This is a genomic window from Lentzea sp. NPDC051213, assembly GCF_044455585.1.
Classification (GTDB): domain Bacteria; phylum Actinomycetota; class Actinomycetes; order Mycobacteriales; family Pseudonocardiaceae; genus Lentzea.
Genome location: NZ_JBITEX010000001.1, coordinates 1,293,093 through 1,312,117 on the forward strand (window position 1 = coordinate 1,293,093; position 19,025 = coordinate 1,312,117).

Annotated in this window: 20 protein-coding genes; 13 read left to right on the forward strand and 7 right to left on the reverse strand. The window is 69.3% G+C overall.

Features of this window, described 5'->3' with window-relative positions; all coding sequences use genetic code 11:
- Positions 1-32 precede the first annotated feature (32 nt).
- The 3 genes from ACIA8G_RS05555 to ACIA8G_RS05565 form a co-directional block, all read right to left on the reverse strand.
- Positions 33-548 carry a hypothetical protein gene (locus ACIA8G_RS05555; RefSeq protein WP_396417048.1) on the reverse strand — a complete coding sequence of 172 codons (516 nt, stop codon included), beginning with the start codon at positions 546-548 and terminating at the stop codon, positions 33-35.
- Positions 549-636: 88 nt separating this feature from the next.
- The gene (locus ACIA8G_RS05560; protein WP_396417049.1) at positions 637-1,716 is read right to left on the reverse strand and encodes a hypothetical protein; all 1,080 of its coding nucleotides are present in this window, start codon (positions 1,714-1,716) and stop codon (positions 637-639) included.
- Positions 1,713-2,924, reverse strand: a complete 1,212-nt coding sequence (locus ACIA8G_RS05565) for a cytochrome P450 (RefSeq protein WP_396417050.1) — start codon at positions 2,922-2,924, stop codon at positions 1,713-1,715. The genes ACIA8G_RS05560 and ACIA8G_RS05565 overlap by 4 nt, the downstream gene beginning before the upstream one ends.
- A gap of 92 nt (positions 2,925-3,016) precedes the next feature.
- Between ACIA8G_RS05565 and ACIA8G_RS05570 the strand changes: the two genes are divergently transcribed.
- Positions 3,017-4,066, forward strand: coding sequence for a 2Fe-2S iron-sulfur cluster-binding protein (locus ACIA8G_RS05570; RefSeq protein WP_396417051.1), 1,050 nt, complete (start codon positions 3,017-3,019; stop codon positions 4,064-4,066).
- Positions 4,053-4,721, forward strand: coding sequence for a class I SAM-dependent methyltransferase (locus ACIA8G_RS05575; RefSeq protein ID WP_396417052.1), 669 nt, complete (start codon positions 4,053-4,055; stop codon positions 4,719-4,721). Before ACIA8G_RS05570 ends, ACIA8G_RS05575 begins: the two co-directional genes overlap by 14 nt.
- Here ACIA8G_RS05575 and ACIA8G_RS05580 read toward each other — a convergent pair.
- From ACIA8G_RS05580 to ACIA8G_RS05595, 4 genes are read right to left on the reverse strand one after another with little or no spacing between them, the layout of a single operon-like run.
- Positions 4,690-5,769 carry a prenyltransferase gene (locus ACIA8G_RS05580; protein ID WP_396417053.1) on the reverse strand — a complete coding sequence of 360 codons (1,080 nt, stop codon included), beginning with the start codon at positions 5,767-5,769 and terminating at the stop codon, positions 4,690-4,692. The two genes, ACIA8G_RS05575 and ACIA8G_RS05580, sit on opposite strands and share 32 nt — an antisense overlap.
- A complete protein-coding gene (locus tag ACIA8G_RS05585) occupies positions 5,762-6,469 on the reverse strand; it encodes a class I SAM-dependent methyltransferase (RefSeq protein ID WP_396417054.1) in 708 nt (235 codons plus the stop codon). The genes ACIA8G_RS05580 and ACIA8G_RS05585 overlap by 8 nt, the downstream gene beginning before the upstream one ends.
- Positions 6,463-7,704: a glycosyltransferase family 4 protein gene (locus ACIA8G_RS05590; RefSeq protein ID WP_396417055.1), complete on the reverse strand. Its 1,242-nt coding sequence runs from the start codon at positions 7,702-7,704 to the stop codon at positions 6,463-6,465. Before ACIA8G_RS05590 ends, ACIA8G_RS05585 begins: the two co-directional genes overlap by 7 nt.
- Positions 7,695-8,903: a cytochrome P450 gene (locus tag ACIA8G_RS05595; protein WP_396417056.1), complete on the reverse strand. Its 1,209-nt coding sequence runs from the start codon at positions 8,901-8,903 to the stop codon at positions 7,695-7,697. Before ACIA8G_RS05595 ends, ACIA8G_RS05590 begins: the two co-directional genes overlap by 10 nt.
- A gap of 97 nt (positions 8,904-9,000) precedes the next feature.
- On the opposite strand from ACIA8G_RS05595, the gene ACIA8G_RS05600 reads away from it, so the two are divergent.
- From ACIA8G_RS05600 to ACIA8G_RS05650, 11 genes are all read left to right on the forward strand, one after another.
- Positions 9,001-9,573, forward strand: coding sequence for a TetR/AcrR family transcriptional regulator (locus ACIA8G_RS05600; protein WP_396417057.1), 573 nt, complete (start codon positions 9,001-9,003; stop codon positions 9,571-9,573).
- Between the two features lie 40 nt (positions 9,574-9,613).
- Complete coding sequence (locus ACIA8G_RS05605) at positions 9,614-11,005, forward strand: cytochrome P450 (RefSeq protein WP_396417058.1); 1,392 nt, start codon at positions 9,614-9,616, stop codon at positions 11,003-11,005.
- A complete protein-coding gene (locus ACIA8G_RS05610; RefSeq protein ID WP_396417059.1) occupies positions 10,996-11,190 on the forward strand; it encodes a ferredoxin in 195 nt (64 codons plus the stop codon). Before ACIA8G_RS05605 ends, ACIA8G_RS05610 begins: the two co-directional genes overlap by 10 nt.
- Before the next feature lie 23 nt (positions 11,191-11,213).
- Entirely contained in the window at positions 11,214-11,813 is a 600-nt protein-coding gene (locus ACIA8G_RS05615; RefSeq protein WP_396417060.1) for a nuclear transport factor 2 family protein, read from the forward strand.
- Positions 11,810-13,288 carry an aldehyde dehydrogenase gene (locus ACIA8G_RS05620; protein ID WP_396417061.1) on the forward strand — a complete coding sequence of 493 codons (1,479 nt, stop codon included), beginning with the start codon at positions 11,810-11,812 and terminating at the stop codon, positions 13,286-13,288. The genes ACIA8G_RS05615 and ACIA8G_RS05620 overlap by 4 nt, the downstream gene beginning before the upstream one ends.
- 12 nt (positions 13,289-13,300) lie before the next feature.
- Positions 13,301-14,062: an SDR family oxidoreductase gene (locus ACIA8G_RS05625; RefSeq protein ID WP_396417062.1), complete on the forward strand. Its 762-nt coding sequence runs from the start codon at positions 13,301-13,303 to the stop codon at positions 14,060-14,062.
- Entirely contained in the window at positions 14,059-14,889 is an 831-nt protein-coding gene (locus ACIA8G_RS05630) for an NAD(P)-dependent oxidoreductase (protein ID WP_396417063.1), read from the forward strand. The genes ACIA8G_RS05625 and ACIA8G_RS05630 overlap by 4 nt, the downstream gene beginning before the upstream one ends.
- Positions 14,886-15,263: a carboxymuconolactone decarboxylase family protein gene (locus ACIA8G_RS05635; protein ID WP_396417064.1), complete on the forward strand. Its 378-nt coding sequence runs from the start codon at positions 14,886-14,888 to the stop codon at positions 15,261-15,263. The genes ACIA8G_RS05630 and ACIA8G_RS05635 overlap by 4 nt, the downstream gene beginning before the upstream one ends.
- Positions 15,263-16,705: an FAD-binding protein gene (locus ACIA8G_RS05640; RefSeq protein ID WP_396417065.1), complete on the forward strand. Its 1,443-nt coding sequence runs from the start codon at positions 15,263-15,265 to the stop codon at positions 16,703-16,705. The genes ACIA8G_RS05635 and ACIA8G_RS05640 overlap by 1 nt, the downstream gene beginning before the upstream one ends.
- Positions 16,706-16,758: 53 nt before the next feature.
- A complete protein-coding gene (locus ACIA8G_RS05645) occupies positions 16,759-17,325 on the forward strand; it encodes a TetR/AcrR family transcriptional regulator (RefSeq protein ID WP_396417066.1) in 567 nt (188 codons plus the stop codon).
- Positions 17,326-17,458: 133 nt separating this feature from the next.
- A complete protein-coding gene (locus ACIA8G_RS05650; protein ID WP_396417067.1) occupies positions 17,459-19,021 on the forward strand; it encodes an acyl-CoA synthetase in 1,563 nt (520 codons plus the stop codon).
- Positions 19,022-19,025: the final 4 nt, after the last annotated feature.

Sequence of the window (19,025 nt, forward strand, 5' to 3'; positions counted from 1 at the left end):
GGGGCCGGGCCGGTGAGGGGAGTGGCATCGGCTCAGGCCCGCGCGGGCGCGGAAGCCTGCGGGGAGAACCGGCGAGCCTTGATCTGCACCACGACGAGCCGGCACACGACCTGCGCCAGAGCCATCAGCAGCAGCGCGGCGGTCCACGCGGCCGCACCGGTGATGAGGTTGTCGCGGCTGAACTGGGCGATCGCCGCGGAGCCCCGGTGGGTGGCCCAGTACTCGAATCCGGAGCGCGTGGTCATTCCCAGCACCCACAGGACCGCGGCGGCCACTCCAGCCTTGGCCACAGCCACGCCGTCCGAGTCGCGGCTCATCTCGGTGACCACACCGCAGGCGATGCCCACGACCGCGCCGGACAGCACACCGATGACGTACAGCTGGACGTCGTTCCCTTCGGTCGGGAAGGACCGCAGGTAGTAGGCGGCCGCGGCGGCGACGGCCACCAACGGCAGCACCGCGTTGCGCAGGGTCTGGCGGGTACCTCGGATCTGCGGTACCACCAGGAGGATCAAGACCGCGGAGACCAGGTAGTCGATCGTCGTCATGGCGGTCAGCCTGCCGCGTGGCGTGACGCGGAACGTCGGCCGCCGGGTTGGTTCCGCCGTCAACCCGTGGGTTGATGCGCATCGCTCATCACCGGAATCGTCCCGCGAAGGCACGCAGGGGCAGGTCCGCGCTGGTGATCACACCAGGGGGAGCGGCGACGACCGCGGCAATCGCGTTGAGCGCCGGCAGACCGGTCACCGTCATGCCCACCGAGGCGAACGCGGCGGGGTCGCTGAAGTCGGTGCCGGGCTTGGGAAAGATCCGGTGCTTGCTGGACACGCAGGGATCACCCTGGATCCTGGTGATGTAACAGCCCTGGACGTTCCAGTGCGGTTCGGTGTGCGGGGTCATCTGCCACTCGACGTGGACCTCGACCCTGGGCACGCCGGCCACGACACCCTGGTATTTCAGGTAGTTGGCGCCGAGCGAGCCCTTCGGCAGCCGGTACCAGCCGAGATCGACGTCCTTGGTGCACGCGCCGAGCTCGTAGCTGAAGGTGACGTCGTCGAGCTCCAGGCCGAAGCAGTCGGCCATCAGGTGCACGCCGTCGGCGAAGACGCGGGTTCCCTTCTCCAGCATGGCCGGCAGCTCGGGATCGTCGATCAGGCGGCCGTAGCCGCACATCCGCCACGAGTCCGCCGAGTGGTGGCAGGAGACGTCGACCGACTCGATGACGGTGACGTTCTCCAGATCGGCCACGTCGCAGGACCCGACGACGCCCAGGATCTGCGTGAGCCCGGGGTTCATGCCGGTGCCGTAGAAGGTCGAACCGCCACGGCGGCAGGCTTCGTCGAGGACCGCGGTGGTGGGTTTCCCCGACGGATGCGGATGGTTCCGGTCGCGGTGGTGGCCGGTGATCCAGTCCGCGGTCGTCACGACGTCGATGCCCGCTTCGAGGACTCTGACGTACAGATCCTCGTCGGGGAACACGCCGTGGAACGTCACGACGTCGGGTTCGGCGGCGAGGATGGCGTCGACCGAGCCGGTGGCGACCACGCCGACGGGATCGATCCCCGCGATCTCGCCCGCGTCCCTGCCGATCTTCTCCGGTGTGTAGCAATGCAGTCCGACGAGCTCGAGGTCGGGGTGGGCGCCGACGCGCCTGATCATCTCCGTGCCGACGTTGCCGGTGGCGACCTGGAAGACGCGGATCGGAACGCGGGTCATCGGGCGGTCTCCCTCAGCGCGACTCGGACGGGCAGGGTGGCGAAGCCGCGGACGTTGGTCGAGTGCACACGCACCGCCCGCGGCTCGTCGATCTCGAGCGAGGACACCCTGGACACCAGCTGGGTGAGCGCGATCCTGGCCTCCAGCCGGGCGAGGTGGGCTCCGAGGCAGAAGTGGGTGCCGCCGCCGAAACTGGCGATCTGCGCCGTCTGGCCGCGGTCGATGTCGAACGTGCCGGCGGCGGGGAAGGCGCGGTCGTCGCGGTTGGCGGACCCGAGGAGCAGCAGCAGGCGGGCGCCGGCGGGGATGGTCCGGCCGTGCAGGTCGATGTCCTGCACGACGGCCCGCGCGATGAGCTGGCTCGACGTGTCGTAGCGCAGCGTCTCCTCGATCCAGCCGGGAACCCGGTGCGGGTCGGCCAGCACCTTCGCCAGCTCGGCGGGATTGCGCCAGCCCCAGTACACGGCGTTGCCGATCAGCTTGGTGGTGGTCTCGTTCCCGGCCACCACCATGAGGAACAGGAACCCGATGATCTCGTCGTCCCGCAGCCGGTCGCCGTCGATCTCGGCGTCGAGCAACGCGGACGTGAGGTCGTCGGTGCGGTTCCTGCGCCGCTCGCCGAGCATGTCCGCGTAGTACTGCACGAGGTGAAGGGCCGCTTCCATCGCCGATTGCGGGATGTCGAGCACACCCTCCTCGCGGTGCACGACCTCGTCGGCGAGCGCGCGAACCCGGTCGCGATCGACGACCGGCACTCCGATGAGCTCGGAGATGACGTCCATCGGGAGCTTGCCCGCGAAGTCGGCGATGAAGTCGCACTCGGGCTCGGCGAGCGCGGCGTCGAGGTGCTGCCGGGACAGCTCGGCGATGCGCTCCTCCAGCCGGAGCACGCGTCGCGGTGTGAAGCCCTGCGAGACCAGTGAGCGCAACCGCATGTGCCGGGGGTCGTCCATGGCGAGGAACGACATGGTCTTGTGCGCGTGTGGCCCGTACGCGGCTGGATCGAGCGACACACCGTTCGCGTTGGACAGTCGTGCGCTGTCGCGGAAACCGGCCATCACGTCGTCGTAACGGGACAACGCCCAGAAGTCCAGCTCCTCGTTGTGGTACAGCGGCGCTTCGTCTCGCAGCCGCGCGTACGTGGGATACGGGTCCTCGTGGAACCGGTAGTCGTAGGGGTTGAAGTCGATCGCCGCTACGCTGGACATGTGTCCAGACACTACTGCGGACAGCAGATCGGCACAAGGGAGGCGGGGCTGGAGGTTGTCGCAGATATGGACATCTGTCTAGACTGGTGTACATGACCGAGCCGGGTGCTGCCGAAGGAACATCGGAGCGGGTGCATCACCGGCTCCGGGTCGCCGAGGTGATCACCGAGACGGTCGACGCGGTGTCCGTCGTGTTCGACCTCACGGCGTCGCAGCGTGAACGGTTCGCCTACCGGCCGGGGCAGTTCTTGACGCTCCGGCTGCCGATGCCGCAGGGCCCGGTCGCACGGTGTTACTCGCTGGCCAGTTCGCCGCACACCGATCCGCTGCTGAAGATCACCGTCAAACGGGTCGACGGGGGAGCGGGGTCGAACTGGATCTGCGACAACGTGCGGCCCGGCACGGAGCTGGACGTGCTGGAACCGTCCGGCGTGTTCGTCCCGGGCTCCCTGGACGACGATCTGCTGCTCCTCGCCGCCGGCAGCGGCGTCACCCCGATCATGTCCATCGCCAAGTCGGTGCTCGACGCGGGCACCGGCACCGTCGTGCTCTGCTACGCCAACCGCGACGAGAGCGCGACGATCTTTCGCGAGGAGCTGGAGACTCTGGCGGCGGCACACCAGGAACGGCTCACGGTGTCGCACTGGCTGGAGTCGTCGCGGGGACTGCCGACGCACGAGGGCATTGCCGAGCTGGTCAGCGGATGCCGGTTCGGCGAGGCGTTCCTCTGCGGCCCGAAACCGTTCATGGACATCGCACGGGCGGTGCTGCGCGACCTCGGTCTGCCGCGGTCCAAGGTGCACCTGGAGCGGTTCTCGTCGCTGAGCGGTGACCCGTTCGCGAACACCGTGCCCGCGGAGCCGACCGGCGCGGCGGTGGACCTGGTCGTCGAACTGGACGGTGAGCAGCACCGCCTGGCCTGGCCGTCGAAAGTCCGGTTGCTCGACGTACTTGCCGCACATGGCCTGAATGCACCGACGTCCTGCGGTGAGGGTGTCTGCGCGTCCTGCGAATGCCGCCTGGTGGCGGGGGAGGTGCACATGGTCAACAACCAGGTGCTGGACGACGAGGACATCGCCGACGGCTACGTGCTCGCCTGCCAGGCTCTGCCGGTGACGGAGACCGTCCATGTCCGCTTCTGACGTGACGGCGATGCCCGCCGAACTGTTGGCGCTGGCGGTCGCGGCGCCCGGTTTCATGCCGGTCGACGAGGGACTCGCGCTCTTCGACGCGGTACGCGACAACCTGGGCGGCGGTGTTGCCGTCGAGATCGGCAGCTACTGCGGCAAGTCCACGATCTTCCTCGGGGCCGCGGCCCGACTGACCGGCGGCACCATCGTGACCGTGGACCACCACCGCGGCTCCGAGGAACACCAGCCCGGGTGGGAGTACCACGATCCGTCGCTGGTCGATCCGGGCTCCGGGCAGCTGGACACGCTGTCGGCCTTCCGGCGCACGATCGCCGATGCCCGCCTGGAGGACCACGTGGTCGCCGTCGTCGGACGGTCGGCCACCGTCGCGTCGCTCTGGCGCGGCCCGGTGAACCTGCTGTTCATCGACGGCGGGCACACCGACGACGCCGCACGCGCCGACTACGAGGGCTGGGCTCCCTGGATCGTCGCGGGCGGAGTGCTGGCCGTGCACGACGTCTTCGAGGATCCACGGGACGGCGGGCAGGCACCCCACCGGATCTTCCGTCGCGCGGTGGACTCCGGTGAGTTCGAGCAGTATCAGCAAAAAGGCTCGCTCCGGCTGCTCAGGCGGATCAGTGCTCGCCTCGGGGAACCAGTCCGCTGATCCGGCAGTCACACTCCACGGTCAGGCCGCGCGGCAGGTCCTCGGCGCGGAAGATGCCACTGCCTGGCGTGCACCGCGACAACGCGTCCGCCGCCAGCACCACCGCCGCACCGGTCCACGTCGTGCGCTCCACCGGCCACCGCTTGCCGTCGGTGTAGACCAGGCCGGTCCAGTAGGACCCGTCGCGTTCGCGCAGGTGCTGCATCGACGAGAACATGGTGTGCGCCAACCGGTCCTCGCCCAGCGCGTCGAGGGCGAGCACGAGCTCGCAGGTCTCGGCCCCGGTCACCCACGGGTTGTCGTTCACACAGCGCGCGCCGAGCCCGTCGACGACGAACTCCGGCCACCGGCGGGCGATCGCGGCACGACCGGCTTCGCCGCGCAGCACGCCACCGAGAACCGGGTAGTACCAGTCCATCGAGAACCTGGGCTTGGGCAGGAACGCCTCGGGATGCGCCTCGATGACGTGCGCGAGCCGGCCGAGCGCGAACTCCCAGTCCGGCTGGGGCTCGCCCACGTGGTCGGCCAGCGCCAGCGCGCACCGCAGGCTGTGATGGATGCTGGCACATCCCGTCACCAGTGCCTCGGACACCGCGGAGCCGTCCGCCGCCCTGGCCCAGCCGATCTCCCCGCGGGGTGCCTGCAGGCCGAGCACGAAGTCGACGGCACGGCGCACCACCGGCCACATGTCCGCGACGAACTCGGGGCTCCCGCTGATCAGATGGTGGTGCCAGACCCCGACCGCGACGTAAGCGCAGAAGTTGCTGTCCGCCGCCGCGTCGTCGGACTCGCCCGCCATGATCTTCATCGGCCACGACCCGTCGGCCCGCTGGGTTCGCCGTGTCCACTCGTACGCGGCCTCGGCCTCGTCGAGGAGGCCGACCGCGGACAACGCCATCGCCGCCTCGACGTGGTCCCAGGGATCGAGCATTCCACCGGGAAGCCAAGGGATCGCGCCGTTGGGCTTCTGCACACGGGCGATGGATCGGCCGGTGCGCAGCACGTCGGCGCGGGAGAGCACGCCCCGCACCGCTGGAACCTCACGCATCCGGCTTCTCCAGGTAGATCACCACGCTCTTGCCGAGCACGGGGTCGAGCAGGCGTTCGGCGGTGCGCGTGAGCCACGGCCGTTTCATCAGATCCCACACGAGAAGCCGGTGGTAGAGCCGGACCAGCGGGTGCTCGTCCCTGGCCACGCACTTGAGCCACCAGTACGGCGAGTGCAGGGCGTGGGCGTGGTGGCGGTGCACCGGACGCAGCCCTGTCGCGGAAAGCTTGCCGACAAGCTCGACGGCACGGTAGATCCGGACGTGGCCACCCTCGACCTCGTGGTAGGCGTCGGAAAGGGACCAGCAGACGCGTTCGGGCCACCAGCGCGGTACCGAGACCGCGACCTTGCCACCCGGTTTGACCACCCTGGCCAGGTCCCACATCGCCTTCTCATCCTCGACGATGTGCTCCAGGACCTCGGACGCGATGACGCAGTCGAACGTGTCGTCCGCGAACTCCAGGTCCAGGGCGTCCCCGACGACCGTGCGTGCCGAGGCGCCGGCGGGAGCTTCACCGGCGTCGGCCATCGCGGCGAACATGGCCTCGACGCCGTCCAGCTCCGCCGCGTTCTGGTCGAGCGCGACGACATCGGCACCGCGGCGGTATGCCTCGAACGCGTGCCTTCCCGCGCCGCACCCGACGTCGAGAACCCGGTCGCCCGGCCGTACGCCGAGCCGCTCGAAGTCCACTGTCAGCATGGCGTGCCTCCGGTTCGCTCGATGGCCGCGGCATAACGTTCGGCCGTCGCCGCCGCGACCGAGGTCCAGCTGTAGCGGTGCACCGCGCGATTCCTTGCTGCGCTGCCCATCCGTGCACGGCGGGCCGGATCGTCGAGCAGGGCACCGAGGCTCCTGGCGAGGGCCTCGCTGTCGCCAGCGGGGACCAGGTCGGCGCACTCTCCGTCCGGCCCGACGACTTCCGGCAGGGCTCCGGCCCTGCTCACGACCAGTGGGGTCGCGCACGCCATGGCCTCCACAGTGGGCAGGGAGAACCCTTCGTAGAGCGAGGGCACGCACGCCACCTCGGCAGAGCCCAGCAATGCGGCGAGCGCGTCATCGGAGATGCCGCTGACGACGCGGACGACATCACCGATCGCGAGCTCTCCGATCAACCGCTGGGTCGGCCCGCCCTCGATGAGCCGGGTCACCAGGACCAGTTCGACGTCGCGCTCCGTGCGGAGTTTGGCCACGGCTTCGAGCAGGTGCCGGACGCCCTTCATCGGTGCGTCGGCGCTCGCGACCGCGACGACGCGTCCCGGTACCCGAGGCAGTGCCGGCGGCGAGAACACCGCGGTGTCCACGCCGAGCGGCACCACGTGGATCCGCTCGCGCGGCACGCGGAAGTCGGTGCTGATGTCGGCTGCCGACGCGTGCGACACGGTCAGCAGCTCCGGCAACCGCCGGGCGACCCTGGCCTGCATCCGCACGAACCCGTACCAGCGGCGCAGCGTGAGTCTGCGCAGACCGGTCGCCGCCGCGAGTTCGGTGAGACGGTCCCTGGTGATCGGATGGTGCACAGTGGACACCAGCGGAAACCCGCTGCGCGCCAGGCCGAGCAGGCCGTAGCCGAGGCACTGGTTGTCGTGCACCACGTCGAATTCGGCCAGGCGGCCCCGCAGTTGCCCGGCGACCCGCAGGCTGAACGTGAGCGGTTCCGGGAAACCCGCCGTCCACATCGTGGCGACTTCGAGGAGATCCACGATCCCGCGCAGCTCGTTCAGTCGTGGCGTGCGGAACGGGTCGGGCTCGCGGTAGAGGTCGAGACTCGGCACCTTGGTCAGGCCCACTCGGGGATCCAGGTCCGGATACGGTTGCCCGGAGAACACCTCGACGCGGTGGCCGAGGTCGGCCAGGCCGCGGCTCAGGTGCCGGACGTAGACACCTTGGCCGCCACAGTGCGGCTCGCTCCGATATGACAGGAGTGCTACGCGCACAGCCGGACCGGCATTTCCTTGACGCCGTTGATGAAGTTGGACCGCAGCCGCCGCACAGGTCCTGCCGCCCGGATGCCGGGGGTGCGCTCGGCGAGCGTCTCGAACAGCACCCGCAGCTCCAGCCGGGCCAGATGCGCGCCGAGACAGAAATGCGGCCCGCCACCACCGAAGGCGACGTGCGGGTTCGGGTCGCGGCGGACGTCGAACACGTGAGGGTCCTCGAACACCGACTCGTCCCGGTTCGCCGCCGGGTAGAACAGGATCACCTTGTCGCCCTCCCGGATCTGCTCGCCGCCGATCTCCGTGTCGCGGGTGGCGGTGCGGCGGAAGTCCATCACCGGTGAGACCCAGCGCAGGATCTCCTCGACGGCGGTGCGCATCGCACTGCGGTCCGCCGTGAGCACGTGCCACTGGTCCGGATGTTCCAGCATCGCCTGCATTCCGCCCGACGCCGCGTTGCGGGTCGTCTCGTTGCCCGCGATGACGAGCAACACGAAGAACATGTTGAACTCCAGCTCCGTCAGCAGATCCCTGTCAGGGCCGGGCTGAACGAGCTTGCTGACGATGTCGTCGCGCGGGTCGGCACGACGTCGTCCCGCGAGTTCGCTGGCGTAGGCGAACATCTCCGCGGCCGCCAGGACCCCGTCGGAACCGGGCACCTGGAACTCCGGATCGTCGAAGCCGATCATCCGGTTCGACCAGTCGTAGAGCCTCTCCCGGTCGTGCTCGGGAACTCCCATGAGCTCGGCGATCACCGCGATGGGGAACGGGGCGGAGATCTCGTTGACGAAGTCCACCTCGTTCCTGCTCAGCGCGGCGTCCACAATGGACCTGCACGTGCGCCTGATCCGCTCTTCCAGCCTGCCGACCACGCGCGGCGTGAACCCGCGGTTGACGATGTTGCGCAGCCGGGTGTGATCGGGAGGATCCATGCTGATCATCATCGCCCGCTGCAGCGCGATGACCTCGTCGTCGAAGTCCGCCAGCAACGGGGTGCCCAGGTGGGAGGAGAACGTCTCGGGGTCGCGCGACACGGCAACGACATCGTCGTAGCGGGTGAGTGCCCAGAATCCGCGGCCGGGTGGTTGCTCCGGCTGCCAGTAGACCGGCGACACCCTGCGCAGCTCGTCGAACGCCTCGTGTGGAACACCACGTTCGTAGACACTGGGATCGTGCAGCTTCGTCGCAGTCACGTCCATGCGGTACCTCGTCCTCCGTGCAGGTGAACCAGGGCTACGGCGGAACGTAACACCCGAATGGACATGTGTCCAGAATGATGCGGTAGTGTCTGGACACATGTCTACCGAGGTGGCCGCGGAGTCGACGCGACGGCGGTTGAGCAAGCGGCAGGCCGAGACCGTGCGCCGGCTCGCCGATGCCGCGGTCGAGGAGTTGCGGCAGGTCGGCTACGCGGGTCTGACCGTGCGCAACGTCGCCGCCCGCGGCGGTGTGGCGCCCGCGACGGCGTACACGTACTTCTCCTCGAAGAACCACCTGATCACCGAGGTGTTCTGGCGGCGGCTGCGGGAACTGCCCGACGTGGTGCCGGACGGTGCTCCGGTGGCGGAGTGCGTGGTTCGGGCACTGCGGGGCATCGGCTCGCTGGTGGAGGGGGAGCCGGAGCTCGCGGCCGCGTGCACCGCCGCGATGCTCGGCGAGGATCCCGATGTCGAGCACCTGCGTGCACGGATCGGCCTGGAGTGGCACCGCAGGCTCGGTGCGGCGCTCGGCTCGGACGCTGATCCCGTTGTATTGCGAGCGTTGGAGTTCGCACTCGGCGGCGCACTCCTGCACGCGGGCCTGGGCTACAGCTCGTACGAGCGGACGGTGAAGGACCTCGAATCCGCGGCACGGCTGATCGTACGCTGAATCCTTGTCAGTGACGGGCGTCCCGAACTATGGTGGACACATGTCCAGTCAGATGTCGAATGAGGTTCGGGACGGACTGGTGATCCCCGAGGTCTCCCGGGTCCACCCCGACGATCCGCACGGCCATCTGCGGGAACTGCGCACGGATCCGGTGGCTCTGCTGCACCGGGTGCGGGCCGAATGCGGCGACATCGGCCGGTTTCGTCTCGCCGACCACGAGGTGGCGCTGGTCAGCGGGGCCGAGATGAACGAGCTGTTCTTCCGCGCCCCGGACGAGGTGCTCGACCAGGGCGAGGCGTACCCGTTCATGACACCGATCTTCGGCAAGGGTGTCGTCTTCGATGCGACCCCCGAGCGGCGCAAGGAGATGCTGAAGAACCAGGCATTGCGCGGCGAGCAGATGAAGGGCCACGCCGCCACCATCGAGGCCGAGGTCGAGCGGATGGTGGCCGCCTGGGGTGACGAGGGCGAGATCGACCTGCTCGACTGGTTCGCCGAACTGACCATCTACACGACCTCGGCCTGTCTCGTCGGCAAGTCGTTCCGCGAGGAGCTCGACGCCCGGTTCGCGCACCTCTACCACGACCTCGAACGCGGCACCGACGCGTTGGCCTTCGTCGACCCCTACGCCGAGATCGAGAGTTTCCGCCGGCGTGACGGGGCGAGGCTCGAACTCGTCGCGCTGGTGCAGGACATCATGGACCGGCGTGCCGTGCGCGGCCCGGTGGCCAGGGATCAGCGCGACCTGCTCGACGTGCTCATGTCACTGCGCGCGGACGACGGCACCCCGCAGTTCTCGGCCGACGAGATCACCGGGATGTTCATCTCGATGATGTTCGCGGGCCACCACACCAGTTCGGGCACCGCCGCCTGGGCGTTGATCGAGCTGCTGCGGCACCCCGACGTCCTGCGTGACGTGGTCGCCGAGCTCGACGCGCTCTACGCCGACGGTTCCTCGGTGTCGTTCCAGGCGCTGCGGTCGATCCCGGTGCTGGAGTCGATGCTCAAGGAGACATTGCGGCTGCACCCGCCGCTGATCCTGTTGCTGCGAGTGGCCAAGGAGGACATGCGGTTCGGCGAGTTCACGATCCCGGCGGGGATGATGGTCGGCGCGGCGCCATGGGTGTCGAACCGGATCGCCGAGGACTTCCCGGATCCCGAGCGCTTCGACCCCGGCCGCTATCTCGACCCGCGCCAGGAGGACCTGCTCAACCGGTGGACGTGGATCCCGTTCGGCGCGGGAAGACACCGCTGCGTCGGCTCCGCGTTCGCGATGATGCAGCTGAAGGCGATCTTCTCGGTGATCCTGCGCGACTACGAGTTCACCGCGGCGCAGGAGACCTACCGCGACGACTGCTCGAAGATGGTCATCCAGCTCGAACAGCCGTGCCGCGTCCGGTATCGCAGGCGCGCGGGCCGGCCATGCGAGTGACCGCGGACCTCGACCTGTGCCAGGGCCATGCGATGTGCGTCGTGGAGGCACCCGACGTGTTCGCCTATGACAAGGAGGCGGACAAGGTCCGAATCCTCGACGAGCAGCCAGGCGAGTCCCGTCACGATGCCGTGCGCGACGCCGTGAAGTACTGCCCGACGCGGGCGCTCTCGCTCGACGACTGAGACGACTGAACGGAGACCGCAGCATGAGCCCGCTGTCCCGCGCCGAGCTCGAGGAGTTCTGGGCGTCCTGGCAGGAGGCCAACCGCGTGGCCGAGCGGACGCGGAACTGGGGCCCTCTCGCCGGCTTCTACGCCGAGGACGCCACCTACGGCTGGATGTACAGCCCGGACGAGCACTTCATGGCCACCAGCCGTGAGGAGATCCGGGACTACGCGCTCGGCACCGAGATGGCAGGCCTGGAGGGCTGGCACTACGACTACGTGGCCACGGTGATGGACGAGGTCGCCGGCATGGTCATCGGCTTCTGGAAGCAGCGCAGCGGCATCGTCGACGACGCCGGCCAGGAGTACGAGGTCCTGGGCATCGGCGGCAGCTGGTTCGGTGTCGCCCGGGGCACTACGGGACCCTGCTTCGCCTGGCAGCGCGACTGGTTCGACATCAACTCGGCCGCGCACACGTTCCTCTCCCTGGCCGGCGCCGGCCGGGCGCCGCAGGACCTGCTGGATCGCCTGGCGCTCAACGGCATCGAACAGCCGGGGCACTATCGGCTCAAGGACCTTCCGTCGACCGTGTGGCCGCCACCGGTCGAGGAAGGCCGCTACATCACGCAGGAGACCTTGTGAGCACCCTCGACAATCCGCCTGCCCGTCTGCTCGTCGGCGGCAAACTCCTCGCGGCGAGCGACGGCGCGACCTACCCGATCCTCAACCCCGCCACCGGCCGCGAGATCGGCGTGGCCCCGGACGCCACCGTCGAGGACGTGGGAGCCGCGATCACCGCGGCCAGGAGTGCCTTCGACGAGACGGACTGGGCGGCCGATCCGGCGTTCCGCGTGCACTGCCTGCGCCAGCTGCACCAGGCGCTGGTCGACAACGGTGACTCACTGCGGGCGCTGACCACGGCCGAGACCGGATCGCCCAGGTTCCTCACCCAAGGCCCGCAGTACGACCTGCCGGTTGACGGTCTGAAGTGGACGATCGACCTCGCGGAGTCCTACGAGTGGGAAACCGACCTCGGTGTCGTCGCGCCGATGGGGATCGCGACACGGCGCACGCTGCGGCGGGAGCCGGTCGGCGTGGTCGCCGCGATCACGCCGTGGAACTTCCCGAACCAGATCACCCTGGCCAAGATCGGGCCAGCGCTGGCGGCGGGCAACACCGTGGTGCTGAAGCCCGCGCCGGACACCCCGTGGATCGCCGCCGAGCTCGGACGGCTGATCGCCGAGCACACCGACTTCCCTCCCGGCGTGGTCAACATCGTCACCCCGCGCGACAACGCCGTGGCCGCGCTCCTCACCACCGATCCGCGCGTCGATCTGGTGTCGTTCACCGGATCCACCGCCACCGGGCGTGCGGTCATGGCCGCCGGCGCGCCGACGTTGAAGAAGGTGTTCCTCGAACTGGGCGGCAAGTCCGCGGGGATCGTTCTCGACGACGCGAACCTGGCCACGGCCGTCGGGACGGCCGCCTTCAGCGTCTGCATCCACGCGGGCCAGGGCTGCGCGTTCACCACCCGTCTGCTGGTGCCGCGTTCCCGGTACGCGGAGGCGGTCGAGATCGCGGCGTCGACCATGTCCTCGATCGGCACCGGCGACCCCGCCGATCCCGGCACGATCTGCGGTCCCGTGGTGTCCGCGGTGCAGCGAGACCGCGTGAAGTCCTATTTGGACCTCGCCCTCGCGGAAGGCGGACGGTTCGCCACCGGTGGCGACGTCGACCGCAAGGACGGCGAACTGGCTGGCGGGTTCTGGATCCAGCCGACGGTCGTGGCGGGTCTGGACAACACAGCGCGGGTCGCTCGCGAGGAGATCTTCGGACCGGTTCTGGTGGTCATCCCGCACGACGGCGACGACGACGCCGTGCGGATCGCCAACGACTCGCCGTACGGACTGTCGGGCGCGGTGAACTCGGGCTCGGCCGAGCGCGCGCGTGCGGTCGCGGCGCGGATCCGCACCGGCACGATCTCGGTGAACGGCGGCGTCTGGTACTGCCCGGACGCTCCGTTCGGCGGCTACAAGCAGTCCGGCATCGGCCGCGAGATGGGCGTTGCCGGGTTCGAGGAGTACCTGGAGACCAAGCTGGTGGCCGAGGCCGCCTGAGACGGAGCGCGGATGCGGTTCGAGGGCCCGAGGTTCGATGGGAAGGTCGCCGTCGTCACGGGCGCGGCGCAGGGAATCGGGGAGGCGTACGCGCGTGCCCTGGCCGCCGAGGGGGCCGCGGTCGTGGTCGCCGACGTGAAAGAGGCAGAGGGAACGGTGGTGGCCAAGTCGATCGAGGCGGCCGGAGGCACCGCGATGTTCGTGCGGTGCGACGTCTCGTCACTCGAGTCGGCGCACGTGATGGCGGACGCGGTCGCCAAGGCCTACGGCGGGATCGACCTGCTGGTCAACAACGCCGCGATCTACGGCGACATGGTGTTCGACCTGCTGATCAGCGTGGACTGGGACTACTACCGCAGGTTCATGTCGGTGAACATGGACGGCGCGCTGGTCGTCACGCGAGCGGTGTATCCCCACATGCAGCGGCGCGGCGGGGGAGCGGTCGTCAACCAGAGCTCGACGGCGGCCTACCTCTACTCCGGCTTCTACGGTCTGGCCAAGGCCGGCGTGAACAGCCTCACCCAGCAGCTTGCCCACGAGCTCGGCGGTGTGGGCATCAGGGTCAACGCGATCGCGCCCGGCCCGACCGACACCGCCGCGACCAGGGCGCAGGTCGGCGAGATGGCGGCAGAACTCGTCAAGGGCCTGGCGATCAAGCGGATGGGGCAGCCGGAGGACATGGTCGGTGCCTGCCTGTACCTGTTGTCCGACGAGGCTTCCTGGGTGACCGGGCAGATCCTGGCGGTCGACGGGGGTCAGGTGTTCCGTTCATGACGGTCGGTTTCGTCGGGCTGGGGAACATCGGCAAACCGATGGCGCTTCGCCTGGCGTCCACCGGCACCGACCTGATCGTGTTCGACGTGGCCGCCGACCCGGTCGCCGAGCTGGAGGCCGTGGGAGCGAAGGCATCACGCGATGTCGAGAAACTCGCCGCCCAGGTCGACGTGCTGTGCGTGATGGTGCGCGACGACGAGCAGGTGCGCGAGGTGGTCGGCAAAGCAGTCGGCGCGGCCCGTGCCGGGCTGGCCATCGCGATCCACTCCACGGTGGCACCCCGAACCCCGGCCGATCTGGCCGGACTTGTGTCCGCTCACGGTGCCCGGCTCGTCGACGCGCCCGTGAGCGGCGGTGCCACGGGTGCGGCACAGGGCACGATGGCGATCATGGCTGGTGGCACGGACGACGCCTTCGCCCTCTGCCGTCCGGTGTTCGAGGCGATGGCGGGCGTCGTGGTCCACGCGGGGCCGATCGGCGCGGGCACCCGGATGAAGCTGGCCCGCAACCTCCTGCACTTCGTGGCCTTCACCGCCGCGACCGAGGCGCAGCGGCTGGCCGAGGCCGGTGGGCTGGACCTGGTGCAGCTCGGCAGGATCGTCCGGCACACGGACGGGGTCACCGGAGGACCCGGCGCCATCATGCACCGCGCGACCACGGCGCCGCTCGACCGCGACGACTTCTGGTACTCGGTGTTCGATCATGTGAGAGTGCTGGGGGAGAAGGACTTGCGCTTCGCGCTCGCCCTCGCCGACGAGCTCGGCGCCGAGGTTCCACTGGCCCGCCTGGCCCTCGACCGGCTGGCACCAGGACTGGGGGTCGCATGAGCGGGAGGTTCGACGACCTGCCGGAGATCCGGCGCGAGGGCCTGCTGCGGATGGAGGAGGTCTACGGGTTCGACATGCGGGACGCGCCGGGTGACTTCTTCCGGTACACCGTCGATCACCTCTTCGCCGACATCTGGAACCGGCCCGGCCTGACCGATCGGGACCGGCGGCTCTTGCTGATCGGCGTGCTCACCGCGACCGGGGCCGCCGATGTGCTCGGCCTCCAGGTACCCGCGGCACACCTCAACCGCGAACTCTCCGACGTGCAGCTGCGCGAGATCGTCATCTTCCTCAGCCACTACACGGGCTGGCAGAACGGCGCGCGGCTCAACAAGATCGTGGAGGAGACCATCGCGAAGGCCGCCGAACAGTGATGGATCTCCCCGACCTGATCGACGCGACCGCGCTGGACGGCGACAGCGAGTCCTACGACGTGGTCGTGGTGGGATTCGGCATGGCGGGCGGGTGCGCCGCGCTGGAGGCTGCCCGAGCGGGTGCACGGGTGCTGCTGCTCGAGCGGGCCGCCGTACCCGGCGGCACCACCTGCATGGCCGGTGGCCACTTCTACCTCGGCGGCGGGACGGCCGTGCAGAAGGCGACGGGTCACGACGACTCGCCGGAGGCGATGTACGACTTCCTGGTCTCCACGTCGCGTGACCCGGACCGTGCCAAGATCCGCGCGTACTGCGAGGGATCCGTGGAGCACTTCGGGTGGCTGGAGGCGCTCGGCTTCACGTTCGAGCGGTCGTACTTTCCCGGCAAGGCCGTGATCCAGCCCGGCACCGAGGGCCTCATGTACACGGGCAACGAGAAGGTGTGGCCGCACCACCTCGTCGCCGCCGCGGCACCGCGGGGGCACAAGGTGCCGGTCCCCGGCGACACCCAGGGCGCCAAGCTGGTCATGGACCTGCTCGCCGGCCGTGTCGTGGAAGCCGGTGTGGAGGTCCGCTACGACACCGGCGCCACCCACCTCGTCGCCACCGCGGCCGGTGAGGTGACCGGCCTCGCGTGGCGGAAGTTCCAGGAGACCGGCCTGGTCCGCGCGGGTGCGGTCGTGCTCGCGGCGGGTGGGTTCGTGATGAACCCCGGCATGGTGGCCTCGTACACCCCGGCGCTGGGAGCCAAATTGTTCACTCTGGGCTCCACCTACGACGACGGGCTGGGCATCCGGCTCGGCGCGTCGGCCGGAGCCGCGCTGGACCACATGGACGAACCGTTCATCACGGCGCCGTTCTACCCGCCCTCCGCGTTGATCAAGGGGCTGATCGTCAACAAGGACGGACGGCGGTTCGTCGCCGAGGACAGCTATCACGCGCGGACCTCGTACCACGTGCTGAGGCAGCGTGACTCGGCCGCGTACCTCATCGTCGACAGCGCGCACGCCGAGCGGCCGAGCATGCCGCTGGTGCCGTTCGTCGACGGCTGGGAGACGGTCGAGGAGATGGCGGAGGGGCTGGGCCTGCCGGTGGACGCGCTGCACTCGACCCTGCAGCGGTACAACGACTTCGCGGCGCGCGGAGTGGACCCGGACTTCCACAAGCAGCCGGAGTGGCTCGCGCCGCAGAACGCCGGCCCGTGGGCCGCCTACGACCTCACCCTCGGCAAGGCGCTCTACGCCGGGTTCACCCTGGGCGGCATCCGGACCACTGTGGAGGGACAGGCACGACGCCACGACGGGTCCGTGGTGCCGGGCCTCTACGCCGCGGGCGCGTGCGCCTCGGCCATCGCCCAGGACGGCCAGGGCTACGGCTCGGGCCTGCAGCTGGGCGAGGGGTCGTTCTTCGGCCGTCGCGCCGGAAGGCATGCCGCGAGGTAACCCTGCGAGTGTCTGGTCACTGTTCCAGAGGGCTGTGTTGTTACGATCAGCGCATGGAGCCGGTTCGTCGCATCTTGGACGGTCGCAGGGCGGACACCGTGGCGCGTCTGCTCGACGCCGCGCTCGAAGAGGTGCGTGCGGTCGACTACGGGGACCTCACGGTGCGGTCGGTCGCCAAGCGGGCCGAGGTCTCGCCCGCCACCGCCTACACCTACTTCTCGTCCAAGGAACACCTGATCAGCTCGGTGGCGTGGCGGAAGATGCAGGACCTGACCGCGTCGTTCGCCGACGGCGCGTCGCTGCAGAAGCTCGTGCGGGGCATCACCGACGTCTTCGCCCAGGAACCGGAGCTCAGCCGCGCCTGCACGACGGCTCTGCTGGCCGACGACCCGGAGGTCGCACGGCTGCGCGACCAGATGTCCGCCGAGGTCACCAGGGCGTTCTCCGGCGCGCTCAGTGAGCTGTCACCCACGGCCAGGGCGTCCGTCGAGATGGCGTTCGTGGGTGGGATGGTGATGGCGGGCCAGGGATACCTGACCTTCGACCAGATCGCCGACCGTCTGGCCGCCCTGGTGAAGCAGTTGCGTCCTGCTACGGCGGCGAGAACCCGCAAGCGCTAATTGCCATGAGGGTGACCTTCATGGACCTCAGGTCCATGAAGGTCACCCTCATGGCAGAAGTGGGTCCTTGTGATGGGCACCTGTACATAATAGTGTCTGTACAACTGTCCAGTCGCGAGGACGAGGTGCGGGCATGGCGCTGAACATCGCGGATCTCTTCGAGCACTCGGTCGATCTCGTTCCGGACCGCACGGCGGTGTTGTGCGGTGAACGGCGACTCACGTACCGGGCACTGGAAGAGCGGGCGAACCGGCTGGCCCACCACCTCGCCCGCCACGGCGTCGGCCCCGGTTCCCACGTCGGGGTCTACCTGCGCAACCGCGCGGAAACGCTGGAAACCATGCTCGCGGTGTACAAACTGCGCGCGGTCGCGATCAACATCAACTACCGCTACGTCCGCGAGGAGCTCCGTTATGTCTTCGACAACGCGGATCTCGTCGCGCTGGTCCACGAACGACAGACCTCCGACGTGGTCGCCGAGGTGCTGCCGGACGTGCCAGGGTTGCGGCACGTCGTCGTGGTGGACGACGACTACGAGACCGTGCTGGCCGCGGAACACCCCGAGCGCGACTTCCCGGAGCGCAGCGCGGACGACCTCTACGTCGTCTACACCGGTGGCACCACCGGGAAGCCCAAGGGAGTGATGTGGCGGCACGAGGACATCTGGCGGGTTCTCGGCGGCGGCATCGACTTCTACTCGGGCGAGCCGGTCGCCGACGAGTGGCAGCAGGCACGCCAGGGTGCGCAGGGCGAACCGGTCACGTGGTTCACGATGCCGCCGTTGATCCACGCGGCGGCGCAGTGGCCAGCACTCGTGGCCCTCTTCGGCGGCCACACGGTGTTGCTCACCCCGCGGTTCGACCCGGTCGAGGCGTGGCGCCTGATCGAACGGCACGGCGTCGCCATCGCGGTGATCACCGGCGACGCGATGGCACGCCCGCTCGTGGACGCGTTGCGGGACGGTGACTTCGACACGTCGTCGTTGGTCGCGATGGGCAGCGGGGCCGCGCTGTTCTCGTCGTCGGTGAAGCAGCAGTGCCTCGACGCTCTGCCGAACGTCGTCATCACGGACTCGGTCGGCTCCTCGGAGACCGGCTTCAGCGGCATCGGCATCGTCGAGCCCGGCGCCGCGGTGGCGCCGCGGGTTCGTCCGGGCAAGGAGACCGTGGTGCTGGACGAGCGGGGCAGGCCGGTGGTGCCGGGATCCGGCGTGGCCGGACGGCTGGCACGTACCGGCCACCTGCCGCTGGGCTACTACAAGGACCCGGATCGGACAGCCGAGATGTTCATCGAGGTCGACGGCCGCCGCTACGTCACGCCGGGGGACAGGGCGCTGGTCGAGGCGGACGGAACGATCACGTTGCTGGGCAGGGGGAACACCTGTATCAACACGGGTGGTGAGAAGGTGTTCCCCGAGGAGGTCGAGGGCACGCTGAAAGCGCACCCGGACGTGTTCGACGCGATCGTCATCGGCGTCGAGGACGACCGGACGGGGCAGCGCGTCGCGGCCATCGTCCAGCTGCGGCCCGGCTACACGCCGGACGTTCCCCGGATCGACGCGTATGCCCGCACCCGGCTCGCGGGCTACAAGGTGCCCCGCAGTTACTGGTTCGCCGACGAGGTCGGCCGGACTCCCAGCGGTAAACCCGACTACGGCTGGGCACTCCGTTACGCGCAGGAGCACGAGCACGCTTGACCGC

Bases quoted from the DNA above. Each gene is read 5' to 3' on its own strand.
- ACIA8G_RS05555 (WP_396417048.1), bottom strand. From the start codon at position 548: ATGACGACGATCGACTACCTGGTCTCCGCGGTCTTGATCCTCCTGGTG.
- ACIA8G_RS05560 (WP_396417049.1), bottom strand. From the start codon at position 1,716: ATGACCCGCGTTCCGATCCGCGTCTTCCAGGTCGCCACCGGCAACGTC.
- ACIA8G_RS05565 (WP_396417050.1), bottom strand. From the start codon at position 2,924: ATGTCCAGCGTAGCGGCGATCGACTTCAACCCCTACGACTACCGGTTC.
- ACIA8G_RS05570 (WP_396417051.1), top strand. From the start codon at position 3,017: ATGACCGAGCCGGGTGCTGCCGAAGGAACATCGGAGCGGGTGCATCAC.
- ACIA8G_RS05575 (WP_396417052.1), top strand. From the start codon at position 4,053: ATGTCCGCTTCTGACGTGACGGCGATGCCCGCCGAACTGTTGGCGCTG.
- ACIA8G_RS05580 (WP_396417053.1), bottom strand. From the start codon at position 5,769: ATGCGTGAGGTTCCAGCGGTGCGGGGCGTGCTCTCCCGCGCCGACGTG.
- ACIA8G_RS05585 (WP_396417054.1), bottom strand. From the start codon at position 6,469: ATGCTGACAGTGGACTTCGAGCGGCTCGGCGTACGGCCGGGCGACCGG.
- ACIA8G_RS05595 (WP_396417056.1), bottom strand. From the start codon at position 8,903: ATGGACGTGACTGCGACGAAGCTGCACGATCCCAGTGTCTACGAACGT.
- ACIA8G_RS05600 (WP_396417057.1), top strand. From the start codon at position 9,001: ATGTCTACCGAGGTGGCCGCGGAGTCGACGCGACGGCGGTTGAGCAAG.
- ACIA8G_RS05605 (WP_396417058.1), top strand. From the start codon at position 9,614: ATGTCCAGTCAGATGTCGAATGAGGTTCGGGACGGACTGGTGATCCCC.
- ACIA8G_RS05610 (WP_396417059.1), top strand. From the start codon at position 10,996: ATGCGAGTGACCGCGGACCTCGACCTGTGCCAGGGCCATGCGATGTGC.
- ACIA8G_RS05615 (WP_396417060.1), top strand. From the start codon at position 11,214: ATGAGCCCGCTGTCCCGCGCCGAGCTCGAGGAGTTCTGGGCGTCCTGG.
- ACIA8G_RS05625 (WP_396417062.1), top strand. From the start codon at position 13,301: ATGCGGTTCGAGGGCCCGAGGTTCGATGGGAAGGTCGCCGTCGTCACG.
- ACIA8G_RS05630 (WP_396417063.1), top strand. From the start codon at position 14,059: ATGACGGTCGGTTTCGTCGGGCTGGGGAACATCGGCAAACCGATGGCG.
- ACIA8G_RS05635 (WP_396417064.1), top strand. From the start codon at position 14,886: ATGAGCGGGAGGTTCGACGACCTGCCGGAGATCCGGCGCGAGGGCCTG.
- ACIA8G_RS05640 (WP_396417065.1), top strand. From the start codon at position 15,263: ATGGATCTCCCCGACCTGATCGACGCGACCGCGCTGGACGGCGACAGC.
- ACIA8G_RS05645 (WP_396417066.1), top strand. From the start codon at position 16,759: ATGGAGCCGGTTCGTCGCATCTTGGACGGTCGCAGGGCGGACACCGTG.
- ACIA8G_RS05650 (WP_396417067.1), top strand. From the start codon at position 17,459: ATGGCGCTGAACATCGCGGATCTCTTCGAGCACTCGGTCGATCTCGTT.